This window comes from Variovorax sp. CF313 (assembly GCF_000282635.1).
Taxonomy (GTDB): Bacteria; Pseudomonadota; Gammaproteobacteria; order Burkholderiales; family Burkholderiaceae_C; genus Variovorax.
This window is the reverse complement of the sequence record NZ_AKIW01000007.1, coordinates 99,224-125,458: the sequence shown is the minus strand read 5'-3', so window position 1 is coordinate 125,458 and position 26,235 is coordinate 99,224. Positions and strand designations below refer to the sequence as shown.

The 26,235-nt window shown below is 64.0% G+C and carries 24 protein-coding genes; 14 read left to right on the top strand and 10 right to left on the bottom strand.

Features of this window, described 5'->3' with window-relative positions:
* Positions 1-108: 108 nt before the first annotated feature.
* From PMI12_RS02570 to PMI12_RS02560, 3 genes are all read left to right on the top strand, one after another.
* Complete coding sequence (locus PMI12_RS02570; protein ID WP_007828787.1) at positions 109-1,242, top strand: PepSY-associated TM helix domain-containing protein; 1,134 nt, start codon at positions 109-111, stop codon at positions 1,240-1,242.
* A gap of 95 nt (positions 1,243-1,337) precedes the next feature.
* Positions 1,338-3,473, top strand: a complete 2,136-nt coding sequence (locus tag PMI12_RS02565) for a TonB-dependent receptor family protein (protein ID WP_193386529.1) — start codon at positions 1,338-1,340, stop codon at positions 3,471-3,473.
* 47 nt (positions 3,474-3,520) lie between these two features.
* Entirely contained in the window at positions 3,521-4,081 is a 561-nt protein-coding gene (locus PMI12_RS02560) for a YaeQ family protein (protein WP_007828784.1), read from the top strand.
* Between the two features lie 10 nt (positions 4,082-4,091).
* On the opposite strand, the gene PMI12_RS02555 is transcribed toward PMI12_RS02560, so the two are convergent.
* Complete coding sequence (locus tag PMI12_RS02555; protein WP_007828783.1) at positions 4,092-4,397, bottom strand: putative signal transducing protein; 306 nt, start codon at positions 4,395-4,397, stop codon at positions 4,092-4,094.
* 2 nt (positions 4,398-4,399) lie between these two features.
* Positions 4,400-4,873, bottom strand: coding sequence for a DUF3717 domain-containing protein (locus tag PMI12_RS02550; RefSeq protein ID WP_007828781.1), 474 nt, complete (start codon positions 4,871-4,873; stop codon positions 4,400-4,402).
* Positions 4,874-5,369: 496 nt separating this feature from the next.
* Here PMI12_RS02550 and PMI12_RS02545 point away from each other — a divergent pair, with 496 nt between their 5' ends.
* The 3 genes from PMI12_RS02545 (at position 5,370) to PMI12_RS02535 (ending at position 7,107) form a co-directional block, all read left to right on the top strand.
* Positions 5,370-6,119: a TerC family protein gene (locus PMI12_RS02545; protein ID WP_042672689.1), complete on the top strand. Its 750-nt coding sequence runs from the start codon at positions 5,370-5,372 to the stop codon at positions 6,117-6,119.
* Positions 6,120-6,197: 78 nt separating this feature from the next.
* Entirely contained in the window at positions 6,198-6,662 is a 465-nt protein-coding gene (locus PMI12_RS02540; protein WP_007828775.1) for a hypothetical protein, read from the top strand.
* An 88-nt stretch (positions 6,663-6,750) separates the two neighbouring features.
* Positions 6,751-7,107 (top strand): phage holin family protein, encoded by a 357-nt coding sequence (locus PMI12_RS02535; protein ID WP_007828766.1) that lies wholly within the window; start codon positions 6,751-6,753, stop codon positions 7,105-7,107.
* A 9-nt stretch (positions 7,108-7,116) separates the two neighbouring features.
* On the opposite strand, the gene PMI12_RS02530 is transcribed toward PMI12_RS02535, so the two are convergent.
* Positions 7,117-8,679 (bottom strand): M48 family metalloprotease, encoded by a 1,563-nt coding sequence (locus tag PMI12_RS02530; RefSeq protein ID WP_042672688.1) that lies wholly within the window; start codon positions 8,677-8,679, stop codon positions 7,117-7,119.
* Between the two features lie 54 nt (positions 8,680-8,733).
* Between PMI12_RS02530 and moaC the strand changes: the two genes are divergently transcribed.
* On the top strand, positions 8,734-9,216 hold the full coding sequence (moaC, locus tag PMI12_RS02525; protein ID WP_007828763.1) for a cyclic pyranopterin monophosphate synthase MoaC: 483 nt from the start codon (positions 8,734-8,736) through the stop codon (positions 9,214-9,216).
* Positions 9,217-9,239: 23 nt separating this feature from the next.
* Here moaC and PMI12_RS02520 read toward each other — a convergent pair whose 3' ends face one another.
* The gene (locus tag PMI12_RS02520) at positions 9,240-10,940 is read right to left on the bottom strand and encodes a PglL family O-oligosaccharyltransferase (protein ID WP_007828761.1); all 1,701 of its coding nucleotides are present in this window, start codon (positions 10,938-10,940) and stop codon (positions 9,240-9,242) included.
* 160 nt (positions 10,941-11,100) lie between these two features.
* Here PMI12_RS02520 and PMI12_RS02515 point away from each other — a divergent pair, with 160 nt between their 5' ends.
* The 7 genes from PMI12_RS02515 to PMI12_RS02485 all read left to right on the top strand — a co-directional run bounded on the left by PMI12_RS02515 (position 11,101) and on the right by PMI12_RS02485 (position 19,868).
* The gene (locus PMI12_RS02515; RefSeq protein WP_007828760.1) at positions 11,101-11,565 is read left to right on the top strand and encodes a type IV pilin protein; all 465 of its coding nucleotides are present in this window, start codon (positions 11,101-11,103) and stop codon (positions 11,563-11,565) included.
* Entirely contained in the window at positions 11,565-12,164 is a 600-nt protein-coding gene (locus PMI12_RS02510) for a GspH/FimT family pseudopilin (protein ID WP_007828759.1), read from the top strand. The genes PMI12_RS02515 and PMI12_RS02510 overlap by 1 nt, the downstream gene beginning before the upstream one ends.
* Positions 12,152-12,589 carry a type IV pilus modification protein PilV gene (gene pilV / locus PMI12_RS02505; protein WP_042672686.1) on the top strand — a complete coding sequence of 146 codons (438 nt, stop codon included), beginning with the start codon at positions 12,152-12,154 and terminating at the stop codon, positions 12,587-12,589. The genes PMI12_RS02510 and pilV overlap by 13 nt, the downstream gene beginning before the upstream one ends.
* Positions 12,586-13,818, top strand: a complete 1,233-nt coding sequence (locus PMI12_RS02500; RefSeq protein WP_007828756.1) for a PilW family protein — start codon at positions 12,586-12,588, stop codon at positions 13,816-13,818. Before pilV ends, PMI12_RS02500 begins: the two co-directional genes overlap by 4 nt.
* On the top strand, positions 13,815-14,459 hold the full coding sequence (locus PMI12_RS02495) for a pilus assembly PilX family protein (RefSeq protein WP_007828748.1): 645 nt from the start codon (positions 13,815-13,817) through the stop codon (positions 14,457-14,459). The genes PMI12_RS02500 and PMI12_RS02495 overlap by 4 nt, the downstream gene beginning before the upstream one ends.
* A gap of 14 nt (positions 14,460-14,473) precedes the next feature.
* Positions 14,474-18,664: a PilC/PilY family type IV pilus protein gene (locus PMI12_RS02490; protein ID WP_007828747.1), complete on the top strand. Its 4,191-nt coding sequence runs from the start codon at positions 14,474-14,476 to the stop codon at positions 18,662-18,664.
* A 295-nt stretch (positions 18,665-18,959) separates the two neighbouring features.
* Positions 18,960-19,868 carry a glycosyltransferase family 2 protein gene (locus tag PMI12_RS02485; protein WP_007828745.1) on the top strand — a complete coding sequence of 303 codons (909 nt, stop codon included), beginning with the start codon at positions 18,960-18,962 and terminating at the stop codon, positions 19,866-19,868.
* An 8-nt stretch (positions 19,869-19,876) separates the two neighbouring features.
* On the opposite strand, the gene PMI12_RS27975 is transcribed toward PMI12_RS02485, so the two are convergent.
* From PMI12_RS27975 to PMI12_RS02455, 6 genes are read right to left on the bottom strand one after another with little or no spacing between them, the layout of a single operon-like run.
* Entirely contained in the window at positions 19,877-20,854 is a 978-nt protein-coding gene (locus tag PMI12_RS27975) for a glycosyltransferase (protein WP_007828737.1), read from the bottom strand.
* 4 nt (positions 20,855-20,858) lie between these two features.
* Positions 20,859-21,641 (bottom strand): class I SAM-dependent methyltransferase, encoded by a 783-nt coding sequence (locus PMI12_RS02475; protein WP_042672680.1) that lies wholly within the window; start codon positions 21,639-21,641, stop codon positions 20,859-20,861.
* Between the two features lie 17 nt (positions 21,642-21,658).
* A complete protein-coding gene (locus PMI12_RS02470) occupies positions 21,659-23,176 on the bottom strand; it encodes a lipopolysaccharide biosynthesis protein (protein WP_042672679.1) in 1,518 nt (505 codons plus the stop codon).
* Positions 23,173-23,715 carry an acyltransferase gene (locus tag PMI12_RS02465; RefSeq protein ID WP_202801670.1) on the bottom strand — a complete coding sequence of 181 codons (543 nt, stop codon included), beginning with the start codon at positions 23,713-23,715 and terminating at the stop codon, positions 23,173-23,175. The genes PMI12_RS02470 and PMI12_RS02465 overlap by 4 nt, the downstream gene beginning before the upstream one ends.
* 29 nt (positions 23,716-23,744) lie before the next feature.
* A complete protein-coding gene (locus PMI12_RS02460) occupies positions 23,745-24,854 on the bottom strand; it encodes a DegT/DnrJ/EryC1/StrS family aminotransferase (RefSeq protein ID WP_007828726.1) in 1,110 nt (369 codons plus the stop codon).
* Positions 24,851-26,173 (bottom strand): glycosyltransferase family 2 protein, encoded by a 1,323-nt coding sequence (locus tag PMI12_RS02455; RefSeq protein ID WP_007828724.1) that lies wholly within the window; start codon positions 26,171-26,173, stop codon positions 24,851-24,853. Before PMI12_RS02455 ends, PMI12_RS02460 begins: the two co-directional genes overlap by 4 nt.
* Between the last annotated feature and the right edge of the window lie 62 nt (positions 26,174-26,235).

Here is a 26,235-nt window from a genome sequence, read left to right as displayed (position 1 = left end):
CGCCTGAAGGCGGCTGTTTTGCGTCGGTGGTTATCTTTTCCAGCCAACGCCCCCGCGGGGCGCCAGCCAACAACATTCTCCGAGGGGCCCGCCGCTCCTCTGTTGGTCATGCGCACCCCTCTGAGACGCCTCTGGCTCAAGGTTCATCGCTGGATCGGCCTCACGCTCGGTCCGATCCTCGCACTCACCGCCCTGCTCGGCGCCGTGCTGGTGATGGCGCTGCCGCTCGACCGCCAGACGCATCCCGACTTCTTCATCGCCCGCTCGGCCGGTGATGCCACCACGGCCGCGCTGCCGCTGGAGCCCCTGCGCCAGCGCCTCGCGGCCGAGTTCGGCCCCGACGCCAACTTCACGCTGCGCCCACCGCGCAAGCCCACCGACACGCTGTGGGTGCTGGTGCGCGGCAAGTGGGAAGGCACGCTCTACCTCGACCCCTCCACCGGCGCCGAACAGGGGCGGCGCGGCACGCACGAGGGCGCCTACAACATCCTGTTCGAGCTGCACAGCAGCCTGCTGCTGGACGACACCGGCAAGGGCGTGCTCGCCTTCGCAGCGCTGGCCTACCTGTTCCTGCTGGTCACGGGCATCGTGCTGTGGTGGCCGGTGCGCTGGCCGCCCTCGCTGCGCATCGCGCTGAACCGCGGGCTGCTGCGCGGCTTGTTCGACCTGCACCGCACCGGCGGCGCGGTGCTCGGGCTGCTGATCGCGGTGTCGGTGGCCACGGGCGCGTACATGGCGTGGCGGCCGCTGGGCGATGCGATCTCCCGCGCGATGGGGCAGCAGCCGCTGAAGCCGCCGGTGATCGCCAAGGGTGCGGCGGCCGGCCCGCGCCTGCCGCTGGACGAGCTCGTGGCCCGCGCCCGGCAGGTGTACCCGGGCCAGCCCATCGGCTTCATCCAGGTGCCCGCCAAGACCAGCCGGCCGATGCGGGTGCGCTTCCGCCTCTCGGACGACCCGCATCCGAACGGCATCGGCTCGGTGTGGCTGAACCCTGTGACGGGCGAGGTGCTGGCCGCGCGCAAGTGGCAGGACCTCGACGCGGGCAACGGCGCGGTGGCGGTGATCTACCCACTGCACACCGGCGAGCTGGGCGGCCCGCTGCACGAGACGCTCACGGCGCTGCTGGGCCTGGCGCTCGGCGGCCTGGGCCTGAGCGGCGGCTGGCTATGGTGGCGCCGGCGCGCCGTGGCGAGCGCCGCCCGCGACAACGACACGCTTGCCCGAGGCAGGACGGCGCCCTGAACGGCTCCACGCCGCGCGCGACCCACTTCTTCACCATCAAAAAACCGCAGGAGGAATCTCCCTTGTTGTTCACACGCAAACGCACAGCCATCGCGATGGCGCTGCTTCCCCTGAGCCTGCAGGGCTTCGCCGCCGAGGCCGAGCCCGCTGCCGCCGACGCGGCCAAGTCGCTGGAAACCGTCACCGTCACCGGCGACTGGCTCGGCAGCCCCAGCGAAACCAAGGTGCTCGAGCATCCCGGTGCCCGAAGCATCATCGAGCGCAAGCAGATCCAGGAAAGCGGCTCGTCCAACGTGCGCGACGTGCTGCGCCAGATGCCCGGCGTGCAGGTTCAGGAGAGCAACGGCACCGGCGGCAGCGACATCTCGCTCAACGTGGGTGTGCGCGGCCTGACCTCGCGGCTGTCGCCGCGCTCCACCGTGTTGCTCGACGGCGTGCCGCTGGCCTACGCGCCCTACGGCCAGCCGCAGCTGTCGCTGGCACCGCTGTCGCTGGGCAACCTGGAAGCGGTCGACGTGGTGCGCGGCGCGGGCTCGGTGCGCTACGGCCCCCAGAACGTGGGCGGCATCATCAATTTCGTGTCGCGCGCGATCCCGAAGCCGTTCTCGGGCGAGGTGAACGTGGGCGTGGAAAGCGCCGGGCACGGCGGCGGCACCAAGACCACGCCCAACCTCTTCATCGGCGGCACCAACGAGAACGGCCTGGGCCTGGCGCTGCTGTATTCGGGCACGCACGGCGACGGCTTCCGCCAGAGCAACGACCACACCAGCATCGACGACCTGATGCTCAAGGGCGCCTACCGCATCTCGAAGACCGACGACGTCGCCGTCACGCTGCACCACTTCGAGGGCAAGGGCCGCATGCCCGGCGGCCTGACGACGGCGCAGTTCGCGGCCAACCCCTTCCAGTCGGACCGCCCCTTCGACGAGTTCACCGGCCGCCGCACCGACGGCTCGGTGAAGTACACGCACAACGACGGCATCAACAAGTTCGAGATGCTGACCTACTACACGGACTCCTACCGCAGCAGCTTTCTCGAGCAGGAAGGCACCGGTGCGAGCAGCGGCCGGCGCCGCCTCACCTCGGCGCCGCGCAACTACAAGACCTTCGCGGTCGAACCCCGCTACTCGCGCCTGATCGATTCGGGCAGCGTGGTGCAGGAAGTCAGCGTCGGCTACCGCTACCTGAAGGAAGAGGCATCCGAAGTCGCGACGCGCAGCGCCTACTACCAGCCGCGCCCGGGCTTCGACGCCTTCGGCCTGGCTAACCCGGCCTACCAGACCAGCAAGGGGGGCACGACCGCGCACGCGTTCTACATCGACGACCGCATCGACTTCGGCAACTGGACGATCACGCCCGGCGTGCGGCACGAATCGATCCGCTCGTTCAACGACGTCTACAGCCTCACCAACGGCCGCGTCACCAACGCGATCTACCCGAAGATCGACTCCGACGAATGGCTGCCCACGCTGTCGGTGCTCCATCGCATGAGCGATCGCTGGTCGGTGTTCGCGAACGCGGGTGTCTCGTTCGGGCCGCAGCAGTACGCGCAGCTCGCGCAGTCGACCACCGGGCTGCACCCCGAGAAGGCCAAGACGTACGAGATCGGCACGCACTACAAGGGCGAGGCCTGGAGCGGCGAGCTCACGCTGTTCAACATCAACTTCGACAAGGAGCTGCTGCTGGCGCGCTCCATCACCGGCGACGTCGGCCAGTGGACCGACCTGGGCGCGACGCGCCACCGCGGGCTGGAGTCGGCGCTGCGCTACGACCTCGGCACGCTGAGCGACTCGCTCAAGGGGCTGTCGGTGTCCGGCACCTACACGTACACGCAGGCCATCTCGAAGGCCGGCGCCTTCGCCGGGCGCGATCTGCCCTTCTATTCGCGCCAGGTGGCGACGCTGGGCGCGCGCTACGAGCGCGGGCCGTGGACCTTCAACGCCGACATCTACGCGCAGTCGAAGCAGCGCTCGCCGGGTTCGCCGGACGACGGCGCAAGGTACGTCACGCTGGAAGACGCGACCGGCCGGCTGGGCGACATCCCCGGCTACGCCACGATGAACCTGCGCGCGGCCTACGACTTCGGCCCATCGATGAGCAACCTGAAGCTCGCGGTGGGCGTGAAGAACCTGTTCGACCGCCGCTACTTCAACCGCTCGGTGGACAACAACGGCGGCAAGTACGTGGGACAGCCGCGCACGATCTACCTGCAGGCTTCCGTGGCGTTCTGACGCACGGCGGGTGCGCGATCGGGCTCAACTAATACACTCGCGCACCCATGGCCCTCAAATCCACCATCTTCAAGGCCACCCTCGCGGTGGCCGACATCGACCACGGCTACTACGCCGACCATGCGCTGACCCTGGCGCGCCACCCCAGCGAGACCGACGAACGCATGATGATCCGGCTCGTCGCGCTCGCGCTCAACGCACACCAGCTGCAGGACGTGTGCAACGGCGACGGCACGCTGGCCTTCGGCGCCGGTTTGTCGAACGTCGACGAGCCCGACGTCTGGCTGCGCGACTTCACGGGCGAAGTGAAGATCTGGATCGAGGTCGGCCAGCCGGAGGACAAGCCCATCATCAAGGCCTGCGGCAAGGCGGACGAGGTGATCGTCTACTGCTTCAACCACGCGGCCGAGATCTGGTGGCGCGGCATCGAGAACAAGCTCACGCGGCCGCAGAACCTGAAGGTCTATCGCGTGCCGACGAATGCCTCGCAGGCGCTGGCCGCGCTGGCGCAGCGCAGCATGCAGCTGCAGGCGACGATCCAGGAAAACACGCTGACGCTGGGCGACGGGGTGAACAGCATCGACGTCGAGTTGCTCAAGTGGAAGTAGGCCCGCACGGCTAAGCCGCCGGCATCATCGCGCCGCACTGCCAGCACTGCTCGAAGCCGCCTTCGACCTGCTCGCCGCACGCGCACCGCCAGCTGCGCTGCGGGCGGTGCTGCAGTTCATGCAGCAGGCGCCTGGCCAGGTCGAACTGGGTTTCGTCGTCGATCCAGATCTCGGGCAGGCACTGGTCGGGCGGCAGCTGGCCCATCACCGCCCCGAGGAACTCGCGCTGCACGGTGGCGGCCACGCCCTCTTCGCGCAAGGCGTGCACCCACACGGCCGCGATCGCGAGGTTGGGGGCTTGCGCGAGGCGGCGCATGGTCAGGGCGCCCAGTTCTTCTCGTCGTCGGGGTCGAATTCGGGCTCGGCCGCGGATGGCGGCGGGGGCTCGGCCTCGCGTGCGCGTTCGGCATAGCGGTTGAAGCGCCAGGCGGAATCTTCCATCGTGATGCGGCGCCACGTGGCGCGCTTCTCGACGGGCGTCATGGCGGGCCAGTGCTGCACCTCGTCGAAGCTGCGGCCGCAGCCCTTGCATTCGTCGTCGCCCTGGCTGGTCGAGCAGATCGCGATGCAGGGCGTGTCGGGCGTGCTCTCGTACCAGGCCATCCACGCGGCCCAGGCCTTGGGCGGGAAACCGAGCTCGTCGACCTCGTCCTCGTGATGGAAGACCATGAGCGCGTAGACCTCGGCCAGCGCGCGCAATTCAGGGCCGAGCGTGACGCCATCGGGCGACGGCGTCTTCTCTCGCCAGTGGTTGATGGCGGCCTCGATGTCGGTGATGTGTATGGCGGCCATGGGGCATGAAAAAGCAGCGGACGGCGATCATAGTCCGGCAATGTCCCGAAGCGGCGAAGGGACAAGATTGCTACCAAAACAAGAGCGTCGCCACCAATGTTCATGCGCCTCTTGAAGCAGTTCTCTTTAAATCCCTGAAAACTTTCGATTGCGCCGCCGCGAACTTCGATGCTCTAATTCCCCCACGAAGGGGAGTAGCTCCCGACCGCTGTCCACCGCAGCGCGAATCGTCAGGTCGTCAATACGAAGCAAAACACTTCCGGCCTGTCGGACAACGTACGTGCACTCGCACGCAGCGCTGTCGAGCGAGACCTTCGATTTGAACCTGTGCAGGTTTGGTCGAAGCGTCGCCAGTCTCTGGAGCCCCCGGTGTCACCCGGCCTTCATTCCTCGCTTTCGACCTTCCCTGCATGGGATGAATCGAAACGCATCTGCATGCGCCTCCGTCGTCGCCTCTGAAGGGAGAGACAGGGGCGCGAAGACAAAAGAGGAATCTATGGAAATGTTCATGACCCCGGAGTTCTGGGTCGCGGTCGGTCAGATCATCATGATCGACATCCTGCTGGGCGGCGACAACGCCGTCGTCATCGCGCTGGCCTGCCGCAAGCTGCCGCCGGCCCAACGCACCAAGGGCATCCTGTGGGGTACCGCCGGCGCCATCGTGCTGCGCGTGGTCCTGATCTTCTTCGCGCTGACCCTGCTGGCCATTCCGTTCCTGAAGCTGGTGGGCGCGATCCTGCTGCTGTGGATCGGCGTGAAGCTGCTGGCCCCCGATCATGACGACGCACACGGCAACATCACCGGCAGCGACAAGCTCTGGGGCGCGGTCAAGACCGTGATCGTGGCCGACCTCGTGATGAGCGTCGACAACGTCATCGCCATTGCAGGCGCCGCGCAAGGTGCAGGCGACAGCCACCAGATGCCGCTCGTGATCTTCGGCTTGCTCGTGAGCATCCCGATCATCGTCTGGGGCAGCCAGCTGGTCATCAAGCTGATGGACCGCTTCCCGATGATCATCACGCTGGGCGGCATGCTGCTGGGCTGGATCGCCGGCACGATGGCCGTGTCCGACCCCGCGCTGGCGAACAGCGCCGCCTGGACCTGGGTGCCGAAGGTGCCGCAGACCGACGTGGTCAAGTACGCCGCCGGCGTGGCCGGTGCGCTGCTGGTGCTGGCGATCGGCAAGTGGGTGGCCGCGCGGCATGCCCGCAACAAGTCCGAAGAACAGGCAGTGACGGCCGGCTGAACGCCGGTGGTCGCTTCCCTGCCCCGAACTTCGTGTCCGAACCAGTCTCTGTCACTCTAACTACCTGAAGGAGCACCCATGGAAAAGGTCATTCTTTATGTCGACGACGTCACCTACGCCTGTGAGCAGTTCGCCGAACTTGCGCCGGACGCGAACAGCGTCGTGGCACGCCATTGGGTGCTGGTGGCCTGTGCGCCGCGCATGACGCATCGCATCAGCAAGTGGGTGAGCCACAGCGCGCGCGAGAACTGGCGCGCCAAGTGGTTCAGCAAGGTGCAGGCGCAGATGCTGCCGCTGCTGGAGCGCAATGGCGGCCAGGTGACGCCGGTGCTGGCCAAGGGCCCGCTGGCCGAACTGACGGCACAGCTCAAGCGCGAGCATTCGGCCGTCCACGTGGTCGATGCGCGCCGCCCGAAGATCGGCGTCGACCTGGAACCGGTGACGCCGGAGCAGACACCGGCCCATCAATCGGGTTGGGCCTTTCCCGGCGCCGTGATGGGCATGGGTGCATTGCTGGTGCTGGCGAACGAGCTGGCCGAGTAAGGCAGGACGAGACTCCCTCGACGAGCCCCGGTACGGCAACGCATCGGGGCTCGTTGTTTTGCAGGCCCTGGGGTATCCTGCCTGCCATATGCGCATCATCCTCAAATGGCTGCTCAGCGCCGTCGCGCTGCTGGCGGTGGCTTATCTCTACAGCGGCGTCCAGGTCGCCAGCTTCGGCTCCGCGCTGATCGCGGCCGCGGTGATCGGCCTGCTCAACATGGTCGTGCGGCCGGTGCTGGTGGTGCTGACGCTGCCAGTCACCGTCATCACGCTCGGGCTGTTCCTGTTCGTGATCAACGCGCTGCTTTTCTGGGCCGCGTCGGGGCTGCTCGGCGGCTTCCACGTCAACGGCTTCCTGGCCGCGCTGATCGGCTCGCTGCTGTATTCGCTGCTGGGGCTGCTGATCGAGGCCGCGCTGGGCGGGCTGGTACCCGGCAGGCGCTGAGCGGAGCCGCTACTTCAGCGGCGGCTCGGCCGCCTGCTCCTTCACCAGCACTTCCACGGCCCGTGCGCGGGTGTCGACGATCGACGCCTCGTAGTGATCGACCACCTTGGACTGGCGGATGATTTCCTGGGCCGCCTTGAAGCGGTCGCGCGCGGCCGGGTAGTCGAGGATCGCCACGTTCGCCTCGGCATCGGCGCGCACCGCGCGCAGCGTGTCGTTCTGCGCGCCGTAGAGGGTGGCGAGCGCATGCCACGCCCCCGCATCGCGCGGGTTCGCGGCGACCCAATCGCGCAGCACGGGAACCATCGGTGCGGGCTGTCGCATTGCCGCCGCGGCTTCGGCCGCGAGCAGCATCTCGGGCCGCTCCTTCGACCTGGCATCGAGCAGCGCGGCCGCCTTCGGCGCTGCGCCCGCGGCCAGCTCGATCTCCGCACCGAGCCAGCGCGCCTGCTTCGCCGCGGCGGGATCGTCCGCCGTGCGCGCGGCCAAACGCTCGGCCATCGCGCGGGCCGTCTTGTAGTCGCGCATTTCCCTGGCCGACAACGCCGCCGCGTACAGCGTGCCGGCCTGCTGGGCCGGTGAACTCTTCGCGAACTCGCCGCTGGAGGCGGATTCGACCCAGAGCCGGAGCACGTCGACGCCCGGACGCGTCAGCACGCGGGCGCGCGAGGCGATCATGGCGTGGTCCATCGCCAGCGGCACCGGCGGCGCCGCGTCCATGCGGAACTGGAAGCGGCCCTGCATGTCGGAGATGCGCTCGGTGGTCAGCGGATGGCTGCGCAGGTAGGGGTACGAGCCGTTGTCGTTGAGGCGCGAGGCGTACTGCAGCTTCTCGAACATCGCGGCCGCGCCCTGCGGCGCGAAGCCGGCCTGTGTCATCACGCCGAAGCCGATGCGGTCGGCCTCGCGCTCCATGTCGCGCGAGAAGCTCAGCTGGTTTTGCGCAAAGAGCGCCTGGCTGCCCATCATCACGGCCTGGCCGGCATCGCCGTTGCGGCTCTTGCCGGCCGCGATCATCCCGAGGATCAGGCCGGCGAGCATCAACGGCATCTGCTTGCCCTGCCGGGTCATGATGCGCGAGATATGGCGCTGCGTGACGTGCGAAAGCTCGTGCCCGAGCACCGTGGCCAGCTCGTCGCGGCTGCCGACCGCGGCGACGAGGCCGAGGTTGAGCCCCAGGTAGCCGCCGGGCAGCGCGAAGGCATTGATGTTGCGGTCGCGGCCCAGCAGGATCGTCCAGGCGAAGCGCTCGTCGAGCTCGGGCGTGAGCTCGCCGCGCGCGCGGGCCGCCGCCAGCAGGCGCTGCCAGATGTCCTGCACGTAGGCGGCGATCACCGGGTCGTCGATGTAGTCGGTGTCGCGGTACAGCTCGCGGGCGATCTGGTCGCCGAGGTGGCGTTCGGCGCTGGCGGTCATCTCGCCGCCGTCGCCAAGGCCGGGCAGCACCTGCATCTGCGCCAGGGCCGATGTTGGCAACAGCACCTGTGAAGCTATCAGGAACGTAGCGCAGAGCGACCGCAGGGCGGGCTTGAGCTGGCTTTTTCTGGGGTGTCGTGGAGTCAAGCGCGGCATTCCTCGTCTGTGGCTCGGGCTCGTATGATGCACCTCCAACCCGATCGTTCACACATGAGCTCTCTCACCCATTTTGACGCCCAGGGACAGGCCCACATGGTCGACGTGGCCGCCAAGCCCGCCACCCACCGCGTGGCCGTGGCCACCGGCCGCATCGAGATGCAACCGGCGACGCTGGCGCTGATCGAGTCCGGAACGGCCAAGAAAGGCGACGTGCTCGGCATCGCGCGCATCGCGGGCATCCAGGCGGCGAAGAAGACGAGCGACCTGATCCCGCTGTGCCATCCGCTGGCATTGACGCGCGTGGCGGTGGCGTTTGCGATCGCCGATGCGGGGGCGGCGCCTCAGGTGGCCTGCACGGCGACCGTCGAGACCGTCGGGCCGACGGGGGTGGAGATGGAAGCGCTGACGGCGGTGCAGGTGGCGCTATTGACAATCTACGACATGTGCAAGGCGGTGGATCGGGGGATGCGGATTACCGATGTGCATGTGCTGGAGAAACATGGGGGAAAGTCGGGAAGCTGGGTGGCGGGGTAAGTCACCGGGCAAGTCCCCGATGTTCAGGGCGCCGGCGCATCGCCCGCAGGCTCCTCGAGCCAGCGATTGAACGCCGCGGGAAAGGCGATCCTGAAACGCTCGGCCTGGGCCCGCGCTTCGTCTTCGCGCCCAAGCAACTCGGCGCTTTCGATCAGCTTGGTGATGACGCGCGGCTCCGGTGAAAAGTGCAGCGTGCGTTCGGCGAGTGCGTGCATCCCTGCCGCGTTGGCAGGAGTCACCGTCGTGAGCGTCAGTTCGGCAAAACCCACCTGGCGCCCGAAGAGCCACGAACCTCGCAGCTTGGTGAGCGTGTCGTCTTCGTACGCCGGCAGGCGTTCGCTGCGCGGCATATAGATCTGGCTGATGCGGACGTAGTCCCAGCCTGCGTACACGACGATCGCCATGAGCGCTGCCGCAGCGAAGGCAGACACCCCCCGCACCTTTGGGAATCGGGCAGGCGTCCGGCCCGGCCAGAGCATGCCGAGACACAGGCCGAACACCAACTGGAACGGCCCGTACCAAAGCGGGTACTCGAGCAGGCTGTGCAGCACGATCATGGCCAACACGCCCCAGGCCATCAGGCGCGCCGGATCGCGCTCGCGCCACGGCCTGGCGGCAAGCACCATCCAGACGAAGCCGCCGCAGATCAGCACGGCCGCGGGAATGCCGAGCTCGACGGCCAGGTGCAGGGGCAGGTTGTGGGCGTTGTCCAGGATTTCGGAGAATCGCGGGCCCGGGTACAGCGTGCTGTAGTGGGCAAAACTCAGTTCGCCCCAGCCCCAGCCCGTCCAGGGACGCTCGGCAATCAGCGCAAGCACGTTGTGCCAGAGGATCAGGCGGCTGTGGTCATCGGGCGCGCCCTTCTCGAGGCGCTGCAGCATTCCTTCCACCCCGCCGCCAGCCACCAGGTGCGGCAGCACCCAGCAGATGGCGAAATAGAGCGGAATCGCGGCCAGCATCGCGGCCGGTGGCGGCAAGCTGAAAACACGAGGGCCGGCCGATGCAGGAACACTCCGGCGCTCCCTCCAGGCGATAACACTCGCGACGCCAATGATCGACAGCAGTTGCAGCAAACCCGTCCGGGAGGTTGATGCCGCCTGGGCTGCCAGCAACAGCAAGGCAGCAAGTACAAGCCCGCGCCGTTTGCGCGGCGAAGCCTGCACGGCGTAGAGCCACAGCGCCGCGACGAGCGCCATGCTGATCAGCGTGGCGAACTGGTTGCGCTGCCTCAGGTTGCCGTAGGCCTGGCCGATCGGGGGTGAGGTGGTCCAGGGGCCCAAGGGCTCGGCGAGGCCGTAGTACTGGAGCAGGCCGAGGACGGCGCTGACCAGGCCGGCAACGAGCAAGCCCATTGCCAGCCCCCTCGAAGTGGCCGCCCCGCCGCGCGCCATACCCGCCCCCGCGCAAGCTGCCGCCGCCATGGCGGCGAGCACCACCATGGCGGGCAGCCACGAAGCAGCTGTGGCGTATGGAGAGGAGAAAAGCACGACCACCGCCGTTGCGATGCCGAGCCAGGCCCAGATGCCGCGCGCCGGCACTGCGGGAGGAATGGCCAGAAGCATCGCCGCGAGGCAGACCCAGGTGGCAAGCAACTGCCAGGCCTGGACCGAAGGACCGGCCACGAGCGGGCAGAGAAATGGAAACGCGACCAGCCCGGCGCGTACGGCGCCGATGGGTTTCGAAGAGAGAGCGACGGCCTCGGCAGGCGCTGCGCAGGAAGTCATTCCGCCGATTGTGCCGACCGGGCGAGCCGACGAATGGCCGTGGACGGGAGACGAGCGGCTTTGCGAAAAAGAGCCGCGAGAGACATTCTCTAACAATTGTCTTTAATTGTTGCGCCTCATGCGCGCCCGGCCATTTTGGCCCCCCGGAAGGTGTCCCTTGATGAACAAAAAGCCCCCCTATCGAGTTGCCGCGCATCGCTTCCCTGCGAGCGGCTTCACGCTGATCGAAGTGATGATCACCGTGGCGATCATCGGGATCCTGGCTGCCATCGCGATCCCCAATTATCGGGACTACGTGCTTCGCGGGCAGCTCGTGGATGCCCAGAACGCCCTTTCGACGCTGCGCGCCAACATGGAACGGTTCTTCCAGGACAACCGGACCTACAGCTCCGTCGGCACCACCACGTTCATTTCGCCGTGCGCCGCGCCGCCCGCGGCAGGCAGTTTCACCATTTCCTGCCCGACGCTGACTGCCACGACGTTCACAGCGCAGGCCGTGGGCAGCGGCTCCACCAATGGTTTCACGTTCACCGTAGACCAGCAGAACACCCGCGCCACGACTGCTGCGGGCTCGGGCTGGACAGCCTGCACCACCGGCTGGACAACAAGGAAGTCGGGTTGCTGATGAAGACGCCCATCCATCCGCCGCACGGCGCGCGCGGCTTCACGCTGATCGAGATGATGGTGACGGTGGTGCTGCTGAGCATCCTGATGGCGCTGGCGTTCCCGGCAATGAATGAATGGATACGCAACAGCCGCATACGCACCGTCGCCGACGCGCTGCAGAACGGCCTTCGCCTTGCGCAGACCGAGGCCCTGCGGCGCAGCCGCCAGACCGTGTTCTCGCTGACGGCCGATACGAATCCCTCGGACGGTCTCACCGCCGTGGCCAACGGCGCCAACTGGTCGGTCAACTTCGTGCCGCTCCTCACGGGCGAGGAGAACGACCCCACGTTTATCGAGGGTGGCGGCCTGACCGGCCTGGCCCCGAACGTCCGGATCACCGGCCCCGCGACGCTGTGCTTCAACTCCCTGGGACGCGTCGTCGACAACGCCACGCCCGGCACCGGCGTGGCATGCAGCGCCGCGGCTGCAGCCTACGACATCACGATTCCCAATGCCGATCGTCCGATGCGCGTGCTGGTCGCCCTTGGCGGGCAAGTGCGCCTGTGCGACCCGGCCAAGACACTTTCCAACACCCAGCCCGACGGATGTCCCGCGTGATGAAACACCAGCACCCCTCCTCCGCGCGCGCTTCGCAGTCCGGTGTCGCGCTGATCGAAGTCCTCATCTCGATCCTCCTGTTCTCGCTGGGCATTCTGGGCCTGATCGGCCTGCAGGCGCGCGCGATCAGCCTGTCGATCGATGCGGAAGACCGCAACCGCGCCGCCCTGATCGCCAACGATATCGCGACCACCATGTGGACCAAGCGCACAGTGTCGATCGACCCCACGGCCGGAAGCCCTTCGTGGAACGCCCGCGCCAGCAACCCGCAAGCCGGCGGCCTGCCCGGTGGCAGCGTCACGATCACCGCAGACACCACAACCAATACCGCCGACATCCTCATCACCTGGCGCCCCCCCCAGCGCACAAGCAGCGAACAGGACAGCCGCCTCACCACGCGCGTCGCGCTGCCGCTCACACCATGAACGCCAGTTCCAAGCCCTTTGCCCGCGCCGCGCAGCGCGGACTGACGCTGGTCGAACTGCTGGTGGCGCTGGTCATCGGCCTGGTCGTGGTGCTCGCCGTGACCAGCGTCGTCACGGTCGGCGAGACGCACAAGCGCAGCACCACCTCAACCAACGACATGAACCAGAGCGGCTCCTATGCCACCTACATGATCGACCGCGTACTGCGAAGCGCCGGCTCCGGCTTCGCGCAAACCGGAACGCGCGGGCTGTTCGGTTGCCGGCTGAGCGCAGCGCGCAGCATCGGCGGCACCGCCACCACCATCCTGCCGCGAACCGCGTCCGCGTTTCCCGCGCCGTTCGACACGCTGCTCGGCGGCTCAGGGGCCGCCGCGGCTGGCAATCTGCGGCTGGCGCCGTTCCTGATTTCCAAGGGCGCCAACTCCGGCGACTCGGACACCCTCGTGGTCATGGGCGGCAACGCAGCGGCGGGCGACGTGCCGCGCCGCATCCGCTCCGGTTTCCCGGGCAACAACAACCTGCGACTGGACAACACCATCGGCCTTGCCAACGGCGACATCGGACTGGTGAGCCTCGAAGGCACGACCGACTGCCTGATCGAGCAGGTGAACGTGACGGACGCGACGGCATTCGCCGCGGCGGGCAACGAAGTCCTGCCCATGGGCGGGCGCTACTTCACCTCGACCGGCGCCACCAAGTCGCTTGCCACGCTCGCGGCGGACGGCACAGCGCTCTTCACGCCACTCGGCAATGTGGGCGCCAACAACCTGCAGTTCCAGCTGATCGGCGTGAACGCCAATCGCACGCTCGTCGCCTATGACCTGCTGCGAGCGGCCGGCACCGGCAGCGACGAGGGCACCGACGCCTCGGCCATGCAGGCGCTGGCCGACGGCGTCGTCGCCATGTACGCGGTGTACGGCGTCGACACCGACAGCAATGGCACCGTCGACACATGGATCGATCCTGCCACCGCGGGCTACACCATCGGCACCCTCATGCTCGCGCCCGACACCATGCGCCACATCGTGGCGGCGCGCGTTGCGCTGGTCATGCGAGGCAGCCTGTTCGAGAAGGAACCCGTCACCCCGGCCAGCCTGACCATCTTCGGCGATCTCGCCGCGGCGAGCCAGCGCACCCTGACCATCGCGACCTCCGACCGGAATTTCCGCTACCGCGTCATCGACACCACCATCCCGCTTCGCAACATGCTGTTGCTGCCTTTCCCATGAAAACACTTTCCAAGATGCACGGCCCGGCGCGCGAGCGCGGCGTGGTGCTGCTGTTCTGCCTGATCATCCTCGTGGTGCTGCTCGCCGGTGGCGTGGCCATCATGCGGTCGACGGGCAACTCGCTCTTTGGAGCCGGCAACCTCGCTTTCAAGCGCGATCTGGTCAACCAGGGCGAACTCGCCATCGCGAAGGCGATGACGGAGTTCCAGACCGGCGGTGCGCTCGTCCAAACGACTGCGACCGCCGCCAATCTGCCGACGGCGAACTACAGCGCGGTCCAGCTGCAGGCCAATGAACACGGCATCCCGCAGGTTCTGCTGAAGAAGACCACGCTGACCGGGCCCGACGTGGCCGGCAACACCTTCACGCCGACCGGCAGCGCCATCACGGGCAGCGGCGGCGTCACCGTGCGCTACGTGATCGACCGCATGTGCAACACCACTGGCGCTTTCTCGACCATCGGCAAGAGCGGCTGCGTCTATACCCCGTCGAGCACCGAAACGCTGGGCGGCGACCAGAGCCAGCTGAGCACGCCCGGCCCGTCCATTCCCAGTCCGCCCATCTACCGGATCTCCGTTCGCGCCGACGGTCCGCGCGACACGCAGGTATTCCTGCAAGCCTCCTTCACCAAGCCCGAATAGGGCACAGGCGAATCATGAAAACAAGAATTCATTCGTCCGTTCGCGCATTGCGCCGCGCGGGCGTCGCCACCGGCCTCGGGCTGGTGCTCTGCAGCACCTTGATCGCCTCGGCGGCCAACCTCGCCAACCAGCCGGTGTTCTCGACCTCGGAGGTTCCGGGCAACCTGGCGCTGGCGCTGTCGGTGGAGTGGCCCACGGCATCGCGCACGGCCCACGTCGGCGACTACTCCAGCGACACCAATTACCTGGGCTACTTCGATCCGGGCAAGTGCTACCTTTACCAGGTCGACACCACCGCCAACGGCGTCAGCACCACCGACAAGGGCGACTCCAGCTACTTCTACCCGGCCGGTGCCGCCACCAACCGCACCTGCACCGGCGCCAACGACGACAAGTGGAGCGGCAACTTCCTGAACTGGGCCTCCACCCCCACCATCGACCCCTTCCGCTGGGCCATGACGGGCGGGCGGCGCGTGGTCGACACGGCCACCACCACCATCCTCGAGAAAGCCTGGCACGGCAATCGCGGCCTGTTCCCCGATCGTACGGTTCCAGCCAGTGCCATTGCAGGCGCCACGCCGTTCAACAGCGCCACCGCGCTGACAACGAGCATCACCAACCGCGGCTTCAAGATGAACATGACCGCCACGGGCGGCAACCGCACGATGACGGCGCAGTATTTCAACAACGTCAACCTCAGCAACCCGGTGATTGCCACCGTCACCGCGGACACTGCCGACCACGACTGGGGCACCGGCGCTCCGGTAGCCGGCATCAATGCCGACAACTTCTCGGCGAGATTCACGGGCACGTATACGGCACCCGAGGCCGGAAACTACACGTTCCGCATCATCAGCGACGACGGCGTTCGGCTCTGGGTCAAGACCGGCAACGGCAACTTCGGCAACAACGACCTGCGCATCGACAACTGGACCAATCACGCACCGACCACCAACGACTCGGCGACCATCGCTCTCACCGCGGGCCAGCAATTTCGCGTGCAGATCGAATATTACGAGAATACCGGTGGCGCAGTAATGCAGTTCCAGTGGCGCACCCCCTCGTCGAACAACACCTTCACGCGATTCACCCAGACCGGGCCAGCCGACGGCGATTTCACGATGCGCGTGAAGGTGTGCGACCCTTCGGCCGCAGCCGGTGGACTCGAAGCCAACTGCAAAGCCTACGGCGCCAACTACAAACCCGAAGGCCTGATCCAGAAGTACGCCAACAAGATGCGCTTCAGCGCCTTCGGCTACCTGAACGACAGCAGTGACCAGCGAGACGGCGGCGTGCTGCGTGCCCAGCAGAAATTCGTCGGGCCGAATGCACCGACACCTGGTCAGGCACCCGCGGCCAACGCGAGCAAGGAGTGGAGCGAGGTCGATGGCACCTTCATCCGCAACCCTGACGCCGCCGATGCGGCCGCGACCACGACGGCGACCGGCGTGGCCGTCTCGGACAGCGGCGTGATGAACTACCTGAACAAGTTCGGCCAGATCCTTCCGGGCGACTACAAGAGCTACGATCCGGTCAGCGAGCTTTACTACGCGGTCATGCGGTATTACAGGAACCTCGGCAACGTCGCGGCCTGGAGCTCGATGGGGACTGCCGATGCCCCCACGAAGACCAGCTGGGTCGACGGTTTCCCCGTGATCACCAACTGGGCCGATCCGATCCAGTATTCGTGCCAGCGCAACTTCGTGCTGGGCATCGGCGACATCTACACCCACGTCGACAAGAACGTGGCCGGCAACACCACCTACCGCACCCGCGAGCCCGCCATGCCTGATGAGGTGGCGGCCGACAACACCGTCAACGCGGTCACGGCCACCAACCGCGTCGGCGCGCTGCAGGGCCTGGGCGACCTCGGCAACACCAACGACTACAGCGGCCGCAACAACTCCGCCTACATCGCGGGCCTGGCCTTCGACGCCAACACCAAGGACATCCGTCCCGACGTGGCGGGGCAGGCCAACACCATCGGCAAGCAGACCGTCAGCACCTACTGGGTGGACGTGCTGGAGCAGCCCTTCCAATACAACAACCAGTTCTACCTCGCTGCCAAGTTCGGCGGACTGGACCAGAAGAAGCTGCCGGCCAACTTCGATCCCTACACCTTCGCTGGCACCATTCCGCTGGACTGGTGGTCGACCAGCGGCGAGACGCTGACCGACGCGCGCGCCGCCAACCTGACGCAGCCGCGTCCGGACAATTACTTTGCCGCAGGCCGACCCGACACCATGGTGAGCGGCCTGACGCAAGCCTTCGAGCGTATCGTGAATGCCATCCAGGCGTACACCACTTCGTTCTCGCTCTCGGCCCTGCAGGTTGCGGCCACCGGCTCGGCTTCGTATGCCTCCCAATACGACGCCCAGGACTGGACCGGCGTCGTGAGCGCAAGCAGCATCAGCTTTGCCGCCGACGGCACGCCCTCGCTCACGGCGGCATGGAGCAGTACCGACAAGCTCGCGGCACAGTTCGCCGGCACGGGCTGGGACACCAACCGCCGCATCGTCACATGGAGCGGCACGGCCGGCGTGCCATTCCGCATCGGCAGCCTCACCACCGGCACGGGCAGCCAGGCGGCCGCGCTCGACACGCTCTATGTCTCCGGCGACGACAGCGCCAACTACCTGAACTACCTGCGCGGTGATCGCAGCCAGGAAAAGACGGCGTCCGACGGGACCAAGCCTTACCGGCTTCGCAGCAAGCTACTGGGCGACATCGTCAACTCGAAGGTGAAGCCCGTCGGCCCGCCCGCATCGAGCTACTCCGACGCGGTGAACCCCGGCTACGCAGCCTTCAAGACTGCCAAGGCCGCGCGCCCCACGATGGTCTACGCCGCCGCGAATGACGGCATGCTGCACGCATTCCGCGGCGAACTCACCGGCACCAACGCCGGCCTCGAACAGTTCGCCTATGTGCCGAGCGCCCTCTTCAACGGACCCAGCTCCCCTGCCACGCCTGCCGCAGATGGCCTGGCCCAGCTGGGCAACCCGAACTACCTGCACAAGTACTACGTCGATGCGACGCCCGAGGTGGTCGATGTCGACTTCGCCCGCGCCGGCGGCACCTTCGCGGCCACCGGGTCGAACTGGCATTCGCTGCTGGTGGGCGGCCTCGGCAAGGGCGGCAAGAGCTTCTACGCCATCGACGTGACCGATCCGGCCGCGATGACCGATGAAACCATCGTGGCGGGCAAGGTGCTGTGGGAGTTCACGGATGCGGACATGGGCTTCAGCTACGGCGCGCCCCTGGTCCTGAAGACCAAGCGCTACGGCTGGGTGGTGGTGCTGACCTCGGGCTACCACAACGACAACAGCAGCCACAACGGCTATCTCTACTTCGTGCATCCGCAAACCGGCGCGCTGCTGCAGAAGGTGAGCACCGGCGCGACAGCCAACGGCATGACCCACGCCACGGCCTTCATTTCCGACCTGACCGACGGCACGGCCGACGCAATCTACGTCGGCGACCTCAACGGCCAGCTCTGGCGCTTCGACGTGACCGCCCCCGCAGGCTCGACCGCGGCCTACCCGGCACCGGCCAAGATCGCCCTCTTCACCGATGGCGCCACGACCCCGAACGCCCAGCCCATCACTTCGCGCCCCCTGGTGCAGATCCAGCCCTCGACCCGCAAGCGCTACGTGATGGTGGGCACCGGACAGCTGCTCGATTCGAGCGACATCAACTCCGCCGCGGCGCAGAGCTTCTATGCCGTCATCGACGGAACCGCCACCGCCTTCAAGCCGGCCGACAGCACGATGCCCGTGACGCGCAGTTCGCTCACCGCGGTCACCGATCTCGTGAGCGGCACCGTCGTACCCACCAGTTCGCCCGGGTGGTACCTCGACCTGGGCACGGAAGGCCGCATCGGCCTGCGCCTGGTGGCGAGCCCGACCTCTTTCAACGGCATCGTGGCGTTCTCTTCGCTGCTCACCAGCGGCGATGCGTGCAGCCCCTCAGGCCAGAGCCGGGTCTACGCCATCGACTTCAACACGGGCCGTACAGTGCTGGCGAGCGGCGTCGCGTACGCGCAGTACAGCACCGCGATCACCGATCTCAAGTTCGTGGGCGTCGACGGCAAGGTGCGCCTGATCTCCGGCGACGTGCGCGGCGACCTGCGCAACGTTGGCTTCACGCCGCCGGCCGGTACCACGCTGCGGCTGCTGAACTGGCGGGAAGTGCCGACGGCGGATTGAGTGCTGCAGCCGAGTCGCTTCGGCTGCCGATAGAAGGGAGCGTTGCCAGTCGCGCACAAACAGGGCGCTCGTGATGGGCGCTCGCTGCTTCACCGGCAGTCTTTATGAGACACATCGGTGGTCGAGCAGTGGGAGCAAGTCAAGACCCTCACCCGGGAGACTGGCGGCAAGCCAGAAGATGGCAGCCTGGTGCGCCAACATGCGGAAGGTTTATTGACCGTTTACTTTGGTATCGTCACTCACTTAGAAGCTAGCACCCTCATCAGATTGGAAGCACGTGACAGTAGCCGTTTTAATGTCCACCTACAACGGCGAGCAGTTTTTGGAAGAACAAGTCCGCTCCATTCTTAAGCAGCTTCCCGACGATGGGACCCTACTTATCAGGGATGACGGTTCCACGGATCAAACTGTTGCCAGGGTCGTCGCCTTCAAGGACGACCGGATCAGATTGGTGCAAGGCAAGAACGTAGGATTCGCATCAAGTTTTTTATGTCTGCTGAAGATGATTCCCGCGTCGTCGACTTCCGTTTTTTTTTCCGATCAGGATGATGTCTGGGAGCCGAAGAAGATTGCCACTGGCTGCACGGCGCTAGCTGGCAGAGAAGAAATCCCAAGACTTTACTGTTCGGGTCTCCTCCTTGTTTCTGAACATCTTGAATCCTTGGGGCGCTCTCCCCTCTGGCCACGCAAACCAAGTTTTGACAACGCTCTGGTCGAAAATATTGCGACCGGGTGCACCGTCGCTCTCAATCGAGCCGCGGTCACACTGATTCTGCGAACCAACCGCCCGGAGCAAATTCGCTATCACGATTGGTGGTGCTATCTCGTCGTAGCAGCCTTCGGAGAGGTCTTGTACGACCCCATTCCGCAAATCCGATATCGGCAGCACAGGCAAAATGCGTTGGGCATGTCGTCGGGGGGAGCCAGGTACCTGAGAATCATGCAAGCAATCAGGCGCCAGAGTTGGTTAGGCATCATGCAAGCTCATCTACGCGAGTTTGCTTCCAGCTTTGGAAGTGATATCTCGGCCTCTCAGAAGAGATCCCTTGATCGCATGACAATCAGGGGGGCGCGAGATGCATTTCGCGTAATTTTCTCGATAGAGCGCCGAAGACAGTTCCTGAGAGACGAACTGCTGTTCAGATTGCTCGTGGCTTTCGAACTAGTCGCTCGCCGCGATTTTCCGTTCGCTTCGCGCCGTTAGGTCCTCGCTCAATATCTCGGATGATGAACATAGGGTCCACCGCATAACCTTCGCACGCTCCAAGCATGAAAAGCTTTCGTGGCAAGCACACTGATTCTGACCACCGCAAAGGTTGCAAGGAGCTGGCGGGAAGTGTGGGCGATTGCAGCCAACTGTGTGAGCGTGGCCATATCCAATCGTACGCCCCTACCGCGTAGCGCAAACACAACCCTGTATGCCACATAGTTCGCCGCACTTCTTCGAGCGACACTTCTGTCAATGAATGGCAGTGCCGCAAACAAGGCCTCGCGATAAAGATCCTGCACTTGCCCTCCCTGGAGCCGCTGTATTGAGCCGGGCAAGCCCGCGCGATAACACACCAGAGGCTGAGCGATGAATCCGATCGGCGCCCGGCGCGCAAGCGCGAGCAAGATGCCATAGTCAATGAAAGGCGGGATGAGGCCGCAAACTGTTGAGAGCGCTGCGCGCCGATAGAGTAGCGAGCTGTGGTTGAGAAAGTTTCCTGCCCCAGTCAAGTAATCCAGGTCAACTGCCCGCGACTCGACATTAGTGAATATCCCGCACTCTTCCTCCTGCTTGTTCACGACGCGGGCGTTGGTACACACCGCTTCATTGTCCGGATGCTGATCGAGGAACTTAATCTGTACACGGAGCTTGCTAGGCTCCCAATAGTCATCGCCATCGAGATGCGCGATGTAGTCGCCAGAAGCTTTAGAGAGGATTGAAAGGTAGTTGAAGGCGGGGCCGATATTCGATTCATGGCGAACGATAATCAACGACGTACCGTATCGACATTGCAGGCCTTCGAGTACAGCGCCCGTCGTATCGCTTGAGCAATCGTCACCAACGATCACTTCCACCTTCAGCGAGCCGTCATTCACAGCATCTTGAGCGAATATGCTTTGAATGCAGCGCTCAAGATATTGAGCTTGATTGAACGTCGCCACACAGACCGTGACGATCGGCAATCGTTCATCTTGACTCATGACTTTAGTTCTTGAGTAGTTTTTGAAAAAGCAGGAATGGTTCTGCTGGATTTACGCCGTATCGCGCAGCGTCTATTTCCGGAAGAAGTACCTGATGGGTCTTAACCCGACTGACTAGGCCTTGAGACGTGAATACAGCTTCGATGTCGCGGCCGTACATGCGCACATGGTCTTCCTGCCCATAGGCATGCAGACGCGCGCTCTTGCCCTGGATACCAGAATCCTCGAAAGTTCGAGTAAGCGTCGATGCAAAGGGCGTTTGGAGAATCGCAAAACCACCATTAGCGAGCACTCGATATATCTCCGCTAAGGACTGCTGCGCGTCATCCACATGCTCCATTACATGATTGGCTATCACGAAGTCAAAGCTTTGATCCTCTGCAGCAATCCGGGTGAGGTCCAGCTGGACAATGCCCGCGCGAATTGGAAACTTGTCGGCCTGGATATATAGGGCCGGTCGATGCGCTACGATTAACTCCGCGACATGTTTCTCCGGTGCAAAATGCAAGACTCTCGCACCGGCAATGCGCGCAGTCAGCCCGGCAGCGCGAAGATAGAGTGTCAAGTGTCGATCTCGATCACTCGCCCCACAATGGGGACACTCGAAGTGATCGACGTCGCTTCCGACCACGTTGAGGGTACGAGCAAGAGGCGGCAAGAACATACTTCCTCCGCGATACGGAACAAAGCGCAACACGCCACGCTCGCAAATGCAGCAGTAGCGAGACACCGGAAACGGCAGGAAATTGAGGCCCAGAAAGAACGCTCGCCAGAATTTGAGCAGCATTTTTTTTGAAGATAGTGTCAGGAAGCTGGATCGGTTAGCTTCCGGGTCTGCGAGAGCTGCGTCCAGTACCGATGACAAGCCCAGAGCATACAAAGAGCAATCCCCTGAAGAACAATCCAAACTGTTGCAAGCTCGCCGAAGCGTAAAAGCAGCGAACTGGAGTCTGGAAACAGGCACTTCAGTGCATACGCCGCAATACCGAGCGGCAAAGCGAACAGGGCGACTGTCCGCGCCCAGGGCCACCAGCCTCCTTCGAGGTGCCTGCGATGAACAACCTGCGGCCAGATCAGAAAGAACAGCCCAAAGCTTCCACACCACAAGGCTATAGCACCACTAGCACCCGAGCGCAGCGAACCGATGACGAGTGCTACGGCTATACACGCCGCGAGGGCCAGCGACGCAGCAACGTGTCTTCGCAATTCGCCCGCTGCATTAAGCAGGCCATATGGCATCGACGAGAGTGCAAGAAACGAAGCCCCAGCTGCGTATAGTGGAATCAGAGAAGCTGCGTTAACTCCGACAGCATCCAATCGCCCAGCGAACCATACCATCAGCAGTTCTTCAGAGAAGGCGACACAGACCAGGGCCGTGGGAAAAAGGAGGCAGCACGTAGCAGCAGTCAACGATAGATAGAGGTCTGTTTGCTCGCGCCTGGACTCACGACCATGAAGTCGGACCAAAGCAGGATAAGAAAGTTGTAATAGTGGAATCGCAAGTGTCAACAAACCAGCAGGGATCGCCGCCGCGATTCCCACCGCCCCGTATTCGCGCAACGAAAGTGTTTGCGAAAGCACCAACTTATCCAGTTGCGTGATTGAGATCCAGATCGCCGAGGCTGCAGTAATTTGTGCCGCGATGGGCCACAAGGCATGCAGGACCCTCGCCGACTCGCTGCAGCTATTACCGAACTGCAGATTCAGTTTCCATCGGCACAAGAGTACCAGCGTCAGCATCTCTACGGCCGATAGGACTGCTTGGCAAGTCAACCAGACAAAAACTCCTCCACCAGCCCATTTAAGAACAACTAGTGCGCCGGCCAATCGCGCCGTAGCAGAGAAGACATTCAACACAGCCAATCCTGCGAACTGTTCTGCGCCCCCCAGCGCGGCACGGTAAAGCTCGCTGCCCCAGCGTAAGGAGAGCGCCAGAGTAACGGCCAATATCGAGAGACTCGCAACGCCGGTATTGACGAAAATTCCCTCGCCCCCGCGCCCTGCGATCCACTTACCAACCCCAAGGATTGCAGTACCGAGTAGCACCATCCCAAGCAGCATCGGAAGCTGCAACGACGCTAGCATCGAACCGATCTTGTCGGGCCGATGCTCCCTGCGCGATATGGCAACTTCGCGAGACAAGGCAAGTGGGAAGCCGAAATCTGCGATCTGGATCCAACCCTGCGCAGCAAAGAACATCATCATGAGCGCGAACTGCTCCGCGCCAAGCTGAGTCAGATAGAGCGGCAGCAGCAGGATCAGCAAGCCCGCACCATATAACTGCGAGCCGTGGGCATAGTACTTATCCCTTGGTCTGCTCATTCCTTATCTTGAAGAAACACCCTGTACTGGCGCTCCTTCTCGATTAAGCCTCGCTGTCGATCACGCACAAGACGAGCGGGCACGCCGGCGAATACACCAAACGCTTCGTACTTTCCATTGGCGAGGCTCAATGCTCCTAATGCGGCCCCTTCACCGAAATGCGTGCCAGGCAACACGACACTGCCGCTTCCGAGGACGACGTGCTTGCCAAGGTGGACGGGCGCCGATCGCACGCCAGTGAACTCTTTCGCGACCGTAGGGTTGGTCAAGGCGGCGCCGGAGTAATCGTCGGAGCTCGAATAGATAGAAACTCGTGAGGAAAGACCCGAGAAGTCATCAAGTCGGATTTCCGACTTTCCTGCAAGGAGGCAAAACGCCGCGATGTGCACGTTGGAGCCAATTGTTATGCCTCCATTGCCTGCGGAGAGAATTGCGAAGTCGTCTATCCGAGACCGACTGCCAATCGCGATTTGACTGCAGTTGAAATAGGACGCCTTAGCTGAAAGCATCGCGTCGGATGCCACAAAGGCGAATCCCATTCGTTCTATTTCTTGCTCGGTTAGCCACGTCACCTACCATCCCCCTTTATCGCAGCGATTACTCGATCTTGATCGATACTCGAAAGCTCTGGGTAGAGCGGCAAACAAAGAACCTGATCGGCCTTGCGCGTCGCGATAGGAAGGTTTGAGTTCGCGGCGGAGGGAAGTCCGCGATACATCGGGAACGTCGTAATCAAAGGATAAAAGTACCGCCTGGCAAAGACAGCCGAGCTCTTCAGATGCTCATAGAGCTCGTCTCTTCCACACCAGAAGTCGCTCTCGATCAGGACGGGAAAATACGCATAGTTAGCCGTGATCGCTGGATCATCCTCCAACAATCTAAGACCCGGAATGGTCGAGAGTTCCTCGCGGTACCGCGCAGACACGCGTTGGCGAGACAAAATTGCATTGCCAATCTCGGCGAGTTGAAGGATACCAATCGCCGATTGCAGTTCGTTCATCTTTCCATTGATGCCCGGAGCGACCACCGTGACCTCGTCAACAAATCCGAAATTCTTGAGGTGATCGATGCGCTCCTTGGACTTCCGATCAGGACAGATGATCGCGCCTCCTTCGAAGGTGTTCATTACCTTGGTGGCGTGAAAACTCACTATCGAAAGGTCACCATGCCGCAATAGCGATCCACCCGCGTCGCACACACCGAATGCATGAGCGGCGTCATAGATCAGTTTGAGTCCATAGGTGTCGGCTATTTTTTGAAGAGCTTCTACGTTGCAGGGGCGCCCGTAGCAATGGACAGCGAGAATCGCCGTCGTTTGCGGAGTGATAGCGGCCTCGATCTTTACAGGGTCTATGTTGAGCGACTCTTCATCGATGTCGACGAAGATGGGGCGTATGCCGTTCCATAACAATGAATGCGCGGTAGCGACGAACGAGTAGGGCGTCGTGATGACCTCACCGGTGATGCGCAAGGCTTGAAGTGCTGTCACCAAAGCGATGGTCGCATTGGTAAATAGCGATACATGCTGCACTCCGAGATGCTCAGCAAGGGCCTCTTCAAACCGTTGGTGGTACTTGCCGCCATTAGTCAACACGCGGCTTGACCAGATATCTTCAAGCAGGGGCTGCAGGTCCTTGAGGGACGGCAACTGCGGCCGTGTTACGTAGAGAGGGGTCATCGGCTCCCCTTGGAACGCTGTGCTCTGTCCACCGTCTGAGGGGAATCATCCGAGACATGTCTCACGGCGACGCCCGTATGCATAACCCCTTGCCGCAGGTCGAAAGCGCTTCGGAGTGCTGCAAAGAAAATTGCGGCCAACAATGATTGCGTGCCCATCAGCAGCAGCGCTATGCCAGGAATGACCTGGCGCATCGCGGTTTCGGGATCCAGCGCGCCGAAGCCGGTGCGTCCCCACTGCCACGTTAGGCTCGCGCACATTGCCAGTCCAAACAACGTCGCCAGTGCGCCCCCTATCGACAGCCATCCTCCGCTGGCCGCGCGCAGCGCCCATCGCTCCCGTGGGTGCGGCGTGTTTAGCCGCGCGCAATGGCGCGCAAGTACGGCGCCCATGGCAAACAACATGGTCTGGTAGCCGAGCACCATGCCGGCGCCGGCGAACAATTGGGTATGAATGCCTACTGGCCAGCGCCCCAAGTTGCCCGGGTGGGACTGCGCAAGCAGCAACTGCGCGAGACTCAACAAGGCCAACACCACGCCCGGATACAGAAACAACCACCGCGGCGTAAACAGAAGCAGGAAGCGAAAGTGGCGCCAGCCGTCACGCCAAGTGCGCAAATGTGGAGGACGGTCTCGCCCGTCCGGAGAAAGGACGGTCGGCACTTCCGCAACGCGCAACCCATGCAAAGATGCTTTGACGACCATCTCACTGGCGAACTCCATGCCCTCGCAACACAGCCCCAGTTGGAGGACGGCTTGGCGCTCGAAGCCACGCAAGCCGCAGTGAAAGTCACCAATCTTGGACTTGAAAAAAAGCCGTCCCATAAAGCTCAGCACCGGGTTGCCCAGGTAGCGGTGCAATGGAGGCATTGCGCTGGGCAGGATGCCACCGCGGAAGCGGTTTCCCATCACGAGTTGGCTCCCTTGGCGCAGTTCGGCGACAAAGGGGGCAAGCGCACTGAAGTCGTAACTGTCGTCGGCATCGCCCATGATGACGTATCGGCCTTGTGCCGCCGCGACACCTGCAATTAGCGCTGCACCATAGCCACGCACTGGCACATCGACGACGCGAGCCCCGCAAGCAGCGGCGAGATCGCGCGAACCATCGGCGGAGCCGTTGTCGGCCACTAGTACCTCCCCGCTAATACCCGCTTGCACGAGGAAAGTCTTGGCCTTCGCGATGCAGGCCGGGAGTGTCCGCGCTTCATTGAGGCACGGCATGAGGATAGTTAACTCGATCGCCGAACCCTTCTCCGATACGGGAAGTTGCACCGAACCGACGAAGGAAGCATTTGTCGGATTGAGAACTGCGCTACTCATGATCGAACTCCGAACCTGGCATGTGGCATCCTAAGGAATGGCTTGCGCAAACAGCTGTTGAC